Here is a 7,623-nt window from a genome sequence, read left to right as displayed (position 1 = left end):
AGGATAAGTTATAATTTAAAAAATTAATCAACAACTAAAGCTTATGCTTGTAGCTAAGTGAAATCATTGATTAAGAGACCTGTACTTTTCAATGACTTTTTCAGCAAACCCTAAGCAATGTTGACGGCGATCGCTTTTGGTGTTAAAAGATATTTTTCGGATCGGTATTGAGGCAAAATCATCTAATAAAATTTGAGGAAATGTATCTTCTTCTTGAATTGCAAACTTTTTTCTAAAAACAAATCCCGTTAATTTACTATTTAAAATAGCCAATAGTGATTTCAAGTTATAATTAACACTATCTTTCAACTTTACTACATATAATAGAGTATTACTATAAGCTTCTTCTTGATAAAAACATCCTAACAGTCTAGAGTCAACAACTTTTCTAAATAACAATCTATCCTGACAGAATAGTTCTTTATTTCTTGGTTCTGCTAACCATTTACCCCACTTGATCCAATTATTATGATACCAATCAATCGAATACCTTTGAATTGATTGACCTTCAAAAAATGGGGCATAGCTTTCATCTACTTTATTGTTATTTGTAAAGGGTTTAATCTCCATTACTTCTGTCGTTTGAGGAGGATGACCTTTCCCTTTTTGGTATGCTTTAAGACCATAATTTATGGCAGTTATTTGTTTTAGATCATTACTACAATCATTTATTTTATCTAAAATCACCAATTCTGATGACGAAAGGTAAGGATTGATAATATGTTCATGAAAACTCAACCAGTAATCTTGATTTCTCAAAAGTTGTTTAGTGTTACTATTTGATATTTCATTAATAACGTCTTTTTTTAGAAAAGTTGTGACTAACGTTTCGTGAGATTGAGAGTTAGGGGTTTTTTGTATAACATAAATTGTTGTATCAACTGTGGCACTCTTAAAAACAGTTCTCGGCAGTGCAACAATATTTTTTATAATTCCATTTTTTAAGAAATGAATTCTTAAATTTTCCGTAAAATCAAGATACATCCAGTTGTCGGGAACTATTAGGGAAACTACACCTCCTAATTCTATTAAAAAATTAAAAGTTTTCTCCATAAAAGCAACATAACTCTCAACTCGATAACTAATGCAGTGGTAGGATTCTTTGAAATAAGTTATCTCATTGTTATTAAAAGGTGAACCATAAGGAGGATTACCGATTACTGCATCAAAACCGGGGTTATCCTTCCAAGAAGCGGAATCAAGATCGATAAAAACTTCGGGAAATTCCAGATCCCAATGAAAAAAACGCTTACTTTTATATAAACTAGCTGCTTGGTCTAAAATTCCTTGATCTGATCGGGGTATCTTATCCCAATTAATTGCCGATATATTGCCACCGTAGCGCTGCAAAAACTCGATAGCAGTTTTAACCCCAAAAAAGCGAGAAAGGAAAACATCTAATAAACGCTTGTAGGGTTTAGCTTGACTATCAAAATCACGGAATAACTGTTCACTTGCTTCCACTTCAGCAAAAGTCGCATCGCTGAGGGTACTAATTCCCCGCATAATTTCTGCTGCCCGAAGTAACCCAACAAAAGGGCCAGTTAAAAGAGTTAATTGACCACTTTCTTCCTCGATCATAGCGGCTTCTGCGTCCTTAGCGGTAGTTCCGATCAGAGAATTACCACAACGTAAATGATGATCCAAAAAACTCAAAGGTGCGCCCACTGTGAAAGAATGTAACCAGAGACTAACCTTGGCCAATTCTACAGCCATCGGATTGATATCCACCCCATAAATACAGCGCTTCATCACCACTCTCTGTAATAATTGCGTGGGTTCAAGGGTGGGAGAATCGAGAATAATTCCCTGTTGTCGGAGATTGTCGATAATATTTTGTCGGGTGGTTTCCAACATGGTTAAAACGGGATTATCTTCGGGATAAAGATTGAGAATCTGGATTAACTCATCGGTGAGATAGTCCACTGCTTCCACTAAAAAATGTCCGCTTCCCATGGCGGGGTCACAGAGTTTAAGATCAAGTAAGGTGGTGATCGCTTTTTTTTCTAAGCGTTGTAGCTCTTTTTCTAATCCCTGCTGACTGAGATTTCCTAAACGTCTATCGCTGCTTTCTTGTCTTCGGGTGGCGATTTCTGTCATCACATCCCCGAACTGTTGCGCTCTTTGCTCTAAAATTGGTTTGAGGGTATGACTAACAATATATTTAACAATATAATCGGGAGTGTAATAGGAACCGGTGGCTTTTCTTTCTCCCCGATCATTTTCCAGATGCACCGATTCCCCCTCAATCACGATGCGATATTCCAGTAATCCTTCGTAAATTGATCCTAACTGTCGCACACCTAAAAAACTATAGTCGATCGGCTGTCCCTCAAAACGTGCTAACTTGTCTAAAATGGGCGCTAAAACCGCATCGGATAACTTGTATTGACCGAGAAAACAATTCACCCGGCCTTCTTCCATATCAAATAAACCCCCGTTGTAACGAGGTACGGCTAAATTAGCATCCCCTCGATCGACAATGCGAAATAAACTGAGGAGAGCATCGTATATTCCCGTCGAGGTGCCACTAAAGACCTGCTGACGATCGATTTTAACGGCAATTTCTCGCGTCTTTTGCAATAAGCTGTAATCGCGATAGTCTCCCCTCACCGGCAGCAAATCCCGCGCTTCTGCGTAGAGCAGAAATAATAATTTATACAGCAGGGATAAACTCGCCTCGTACAATAAATCTGGCTGTATGTCTGTATTTAATGATACAAAACCTTGAGAAATATCGGGAAAAATGCGATCGAAGACTAACTCTTTTAACTCGTTACCCACTCTGGTGGCATAGGTGGTACTTCCCTCCCGGACCCGTTCAAGGAAATTCTGACCGTGAATATCCTTAATAAAAGCCTCTTGACGGAAAAATAACCAGAAATACGGAAATTTTTGCCGGTCTCCCCCTTCTAATAGTTCCATCAAGTCCACTAGATAAAATTCCGTGGCTGTGGAGGACGCTTGACGATAATATAAGCGCCATTCTCGACCATTGGTGAGAATACCCCAATCTACTCCCGTCCCCGTCAGATAATTGGTGATCTGAAAGGAAGGATTACTATTTTTCCAGATATCTCGCTGATCATTCTTAGAAACGTCACTAAGAGAACGTTGCCAGTATTTGGCCTCAGCGATCGCTAAAACTTGACTATAAAAGGCTCTTTCATTATTCTGGAGAGCATAGGCTTGATAACGGTCATTTTCTGTGGCAAATAGTGCATAATCTGGCCTTTCTGACCTTCCTTTTCCCCTACTGCTTACTTGCGGTATATAACTAAAACCGAGAATTTCTAGAATCGGTTGTATTAATTCTGCTTCCGTTTGCGCTTCGTTAAGAGTCGGCAAAATCGCCTTTTTTTGTTGATAAAGACTCTCTAAGCGGCCAAATGCCACCGATACATCCTCTTGCCATTCCCCAGAATCCGGCAGCCGATGCTCAAGATAGTGTTGAGAAAAAAGTGGTTTATTACCCGTTTGTCCTGACATGGCTGATTATCCTAACATTGAGGGTATCTAGCCTAAAAATGAAGGGTTCGCAGGCAGGCACGGATTCCCATTATACAAAAAGTATATGTCAAGTCTCCGATTTTGTCAAGGGTTTTGGCCAAAAAAAAATTGCCTCTGGGAGGCGGGGGTGAAAGGTATCACCCCAGAGAAATAATTAAACGCCAAAAGACTTACCACAGCCACAGGTTTGACTGGCGTTGGGATTAGTGAATTGGAAACCGCCGCCGATCATCGCGTTGCTGTAATCTAACATGAGACCGTAGAGATAGAGCAGACTTTTTTTATCAGAGACAATTTTAAAGCCATCGTAATCGAAAACCTCATCTTGGGGGCCAATATTGCTAGGATGCTCAAAATCCATCATATAGGACATTCCCGAACAACCCCCCTGACGCACACCCACGCGCAGACATAAATCCTTGCCCTGTTGCTCTTTGAGCGTGGTAAGGTGTTTGAGGGCAGCCTCACTGAGTAAAATTCCTTTTCCTTGAATCTGAGTAGCTTGTGTCATCTTTAGCAGGAACTCCTAAACGCAGTTGAAGGGGACATATAAAACTTTACCTTCTCCTATCCATCTTAACGATAGTTGAGGACTGTTGACCGAATTACTTCTTACTTTTCCCAGTCTCTCAGGGGTTATAGGGCAAAAAAAGCAAAAAACTGGGATTATTAATTAAATAGCGTTGCCAGAGACGACTAGATTCTTGAAACAAACCCTAGAGCCATTCTCAGCCGATTTTCATCACCCAACGGACAGGACAGCGCTGCCTTGGGGATGCCGAAAAAGCAGCCGGAAAAGAGCCAAAGAAATTCACTTTTCTAAGCGGAGATTAGTGCCGCTGCTATCGGTGCGATAAACCCAAGTTTTTTGCTTATCAGTCAGAATAATTCGCCATCCTTGCACCAGTGCTTGAGTACAGAATTCTCCCGGTTTAGCTAATCCTAAACAACCATCGGGCCAGGTTTGTGGTTGTGCTGCTTGAATTTGTAAGCGATTAACGGATATCTTGGTTTTCCGACTCAAATCTTGACGGGTAGCGGCGATGACCGAATTAGGTGGCTCAGGAGATGCTAAACTGGGTGGCACTAAGAGGAGAGAAAGCAGAGTCATTAGCATTAAAGTGCCAGTTGCTCCCTGAATAATTCTCGTTTTACCGATTGGTACTTGCTGGCTTTGGCTAAAATTTTTTCTAGATATCATATTTAGTGCTGCCTCTTTCCAGGGGGTGATAGTCTGAGCAAATTTTCCTGTTTATCATCAGTGTAACCGATACTATGTTCCCGCTCTGGTTTTCGAGCAGCGGCAGCAGTCAATGTCGGTTTTCGTTGTCATCTCCTGAAAACTTCCGTCTTTTTAAGGGGCGATGGCGATTAGAATAGATGAGGATGAACTATCTTAGATGGATGGACTTATGTTATCTTTTTTCCTCCGTTGGTTGATTACCGCCGTCTCTTTATTGATTACAGCGCGAATAGTACCAGGTATAGAAATTAAAGATTTTACCGTGGCTTTGATAGCTGCTGTCGCTTTGGGTTTAATTAATGCTATTATTAGACCCCTGTTGATTCTTTTTACCCTGCCTTTAACTATTTTGACCCTAGGGTTATTTATTTTTGTGGTCAATGCCATTTCCTTTTCTTTAGCCTCCTATTTTATCCGTGGCTTTGAGGTAAAATCATTTTTTGCGGCTTTATTCGGTTCGATCGTGGTTTCGATCATTTCAGGAGTTTTAAATGGTTTTTTTGTTGACTAAAGTGGGCAAAATTCGCTTGTTTAAAACAGCTTGGCTTACTCTGATTGATTAATTTCTGATCTAGAGACGTTGCTATAATCAACGTCTCTCTATTTTTTTGGGTATGAGTAAATCTCTACTGATTTGCTTTGGCTTTTGTCGTTAAAAATCAGGAAAATTTAATCCCAAGATTCCTATCTCAAGCAGCCAGAGCAAGTTCAATTACTGTTAAAATAACTGGAATTGTTGAGCTAAGTTTAAATAATCTCAAGTCAGTTTTTCTCGATTCTCCTAAACCTTACACCCTGATCACTAAAAATCGATGAACCAATTAAACTTAGAAGTTGCGGGAAAAAAAGAACGTTTAGATGCTTGGATGGGGTCACAATTGCCCGATTTATCGAGATCGAGGCTGCAAAAACTGATAGAACAGGGATATATACAGTTAAACGGTCAAATTTGCACTAATAAAAATACTAAAGTTGGTCAAGGCGATCGCTTAAAGATTACCATTCCCGACAGTCAACCCCTCGAATTAAGCGCCGAGGCGATCGAGCTTGATATTCTTTACGAAGACGAATATCTGATTATTATCAATAAACCTGCCGATTTAGTGGTTCATCCGGCCCCCGGTCACGAATCGGGAACCTTGGTCAACGCTTTACTGCATCACTGCCCAAATTTAGCTGGAATTGGTGGAATTCAACGCCCCGGCATAGTCCACCGCTTAGATAAGGATACCACGGGTGCGATCGTTATTGCCAAAACCGACCAGGCCCATCAACACCTACAGGCACAATTAAAAACCAAAACTGCACGCCGGGAATATATGGCCCTTGTCCACGGTGTCCCTAAAAGCGAAACAGGTACAATTGATCTGCCGATCGGTCGTCACCGTAGCGATCGCCAAAAGATGGCTATTATTGCCGTGGAAAAAGGAGGTAGAAATGCCGTCACCCACTGGCAAGTCAAGGAAAGACTAGGCAACTACACCTTAATGGAATTTCGCCTAGAAACTGGCAGAACTCATCAAATCCGCGTTCATAGCAGCCATATCGGTCATCCGATTCTTGGGGATCCCCTCTATAGTTCCGGTCGTTCCATCGGAATTAATCTACCCGGACAATTACTCCACGCCTATCGTTTAATCTTAATACATCCGGTCACGGGAGAGAGCCTAGAAGCGATCGCTCCCTTACCCGCTATTTTCCCGAAAGTTTTAGCTATTTTACGCCAGAGAAACCCCTAGCGCACAAATTGCGGCATAATCTCCGCTGCTGTCCATAATCCGTAGATACCGCGACGATGCAGGGAAACCCCTGCTTTCAGATAACCGAAAGCGGGCCCACAGACATTGGCCGCCATACTGGTTTCATCACCTAAAGTGAAGGTATGGGTGGAAATTTTGCCTTCAAAAGTCCGCCCCGTGACTTTAACATTGGTACTTAAAGGCTTTTTCGGGTTGCGCGTATCCACCACACCCCCGACGGAAACGCGATCGCGTCCACAAATTCCAGCCAATTCCAGCATAATATCGTCCGCGTGTTCCATATTTTCGAGGCTAAGAATGCCATTGGTTTTATTTAACAGCATTTCCACTTCTGCGTCACTCATCTGGTGGGCTGTTTCTGGGTCGTAACCGGGTAAATGGGCGATATCTTCGCGAATAGTGGCACGATAAGCCTCCCAGTTGGCAATTCCCACGCCAAAGGTAATTTTAACGCTATGAATCTCTGCATAACTCTGGGCAGCTAGGGCAGCGGCCGCAGTTAACAGTCCGGGGGTAGCACCGCAGCCGGTCATGTAGGTGATGCCGGCGGCTTCTAGGTCTGCTTGTAGTGCTAAAATTTGTTCCATGGCGCTGGTACGTTTGAGAGCATCGACTAAAACTCCGCGCCAACCTAAGCGAATGAAAGTTTTAGCGATATCGGCCATGAAATTGTTAGGTAAATTCGGTAAGGCGAGAAAATAGCCTTCTACGTCGGCAGTTTTGATTAATTCCTCGATACTGTTCTGGCTGAGACTGCCGTAATTTTCCAGATAACCAATCGAACCCCGGTCATGATAAATTTTGTTACAGGTATTGACATCTAGACCGTCTTTGTGGTATGCAAAACCGGCTTTATCGGCGGCGGCAGTCCAAAGCATTTCCTGTTTGGGGGCGAGAATTCTAGCGGCAGCCTGTCCCAAACCACCAAAACCTAAAACACCGATCCGAAGGCGATCGCTGGCTATTTGTTTATTCATATCTGTTCTGATTCCTATAGACAAAATTCTATGATCTCGGCGGTCGTGGTTCGCCGTTGCATCTCCTTTATTTTCAATTTATCGCTTCAGGTCGTCTTTTTTGTGTAGTTTTGTTAAATTATGCCTACTAGGT

Annotated in this window: 5 protein-coding genes and 1 pseudogene; 2 read left to right on the top strand and 4 right to left on the bottom strand. The window is 41.8% G+C overall.

Features of this window, described 5'->3' with window-relative positions; translation table 11 throughout:
* Positions 1 to 78: 78 nt before the first annotated feature.
* The 3 genes and pseudogenes from H6G40_RS18610 to H6G40_RS18600 form a co-directional block, all read right to left on the bottom strand.
* A pseudogene (locus tag H6G40_RS18610) lies at positions 79 to 3,489 on the bottom strand (Eco57I restriction-modification methylase domain-containing protein); the annotation flags it as partial.
* A gap of 175 nt (positions 3,490 to 3,664) precedes the next feature.
* The gene (locus H6G40_RS18605) at positions 3,665 to 4,021 is read right to left on the bottom strand and encodes an iron-sulfur cluster assembly accessory protein (RefSeq protein ID WP_002732517.1); all 357 of its coding nucleotides are present in this window, start codon (positions 4,019 to 4,021) and stop codon (positions 3,665 to 3,667) included.
* Positions 4,022 to 4,321: 300 nt separating this feature from the next.
* Entirely contained in the window at positions 4,322 to 4,711 is a 390-nt protein-coding gene (locus H6G40_RS18600; protein ID WP_002732988.1) for a hypothetical protein, read from the bottom strand.
* 211 nt (positions 4,712 to 4,922) lie between these two features.
* Between H6G40_RS18600 and H6G40_RS18595 the strand changes: the two genes are divergently transcribed.
* Complete coding sequence (locus H6G40_RS18595) at positions 4,923 to 5,264, top strand: phage holin family protein (RefSeq protein WP_002752706.1); 342 nt, start codon at positions 4,923 to 4,925, stop codon at positions 5,262 to 5,264.
* 301 nt (positions 5,265 to 5,565) lie between these two features.
* Positions 5,566 to 6,492, top strand: a complete 927-nt coding sequence (locus H6G40_RS18590; protein WP_002734135.1) for an RluA family pseudouridine synthase — start codon at positions 5,566 to 5,568, stop codon at positions 6,490 to 6,492.
* Here the strand turns inward: H6G40_RS18590 and bioU are convergent.
* Positions 6,489 to 7,490, bottom strand: coding sequence for a (S)-8-amino-7-oxononanoate synthase BioU (gene bioU, locus H6G40_RS18585; RefSeq protein WP_002794292.1), 1,002 nt, complete (start codon positions 7,488 to 7,490; stop codon positions 6,489 to 6,491). The genes H6G40_RS18590 and bioU overlap by 4 nt on opposite strands.
* Positions 7,491 to 7,623 lie beyond the last annotated feature (133 nt).

Source organism: Microcystis viridis FACHB-1342, assembly GCF_014698335.1.
GTDB classification, from domain to species: Bacteria; Cyanobacteriota; Cyanobacteriia; order Cyanobacteriales; family Microcystaceae; genus Microcystis; species Microcystis ichthyoblabe_A.
The sequence above is the reverse complement of the archived record's forward strand: the minus strand, read 5'-3'. Positions and strand labels throughout refer to the sequence as shown.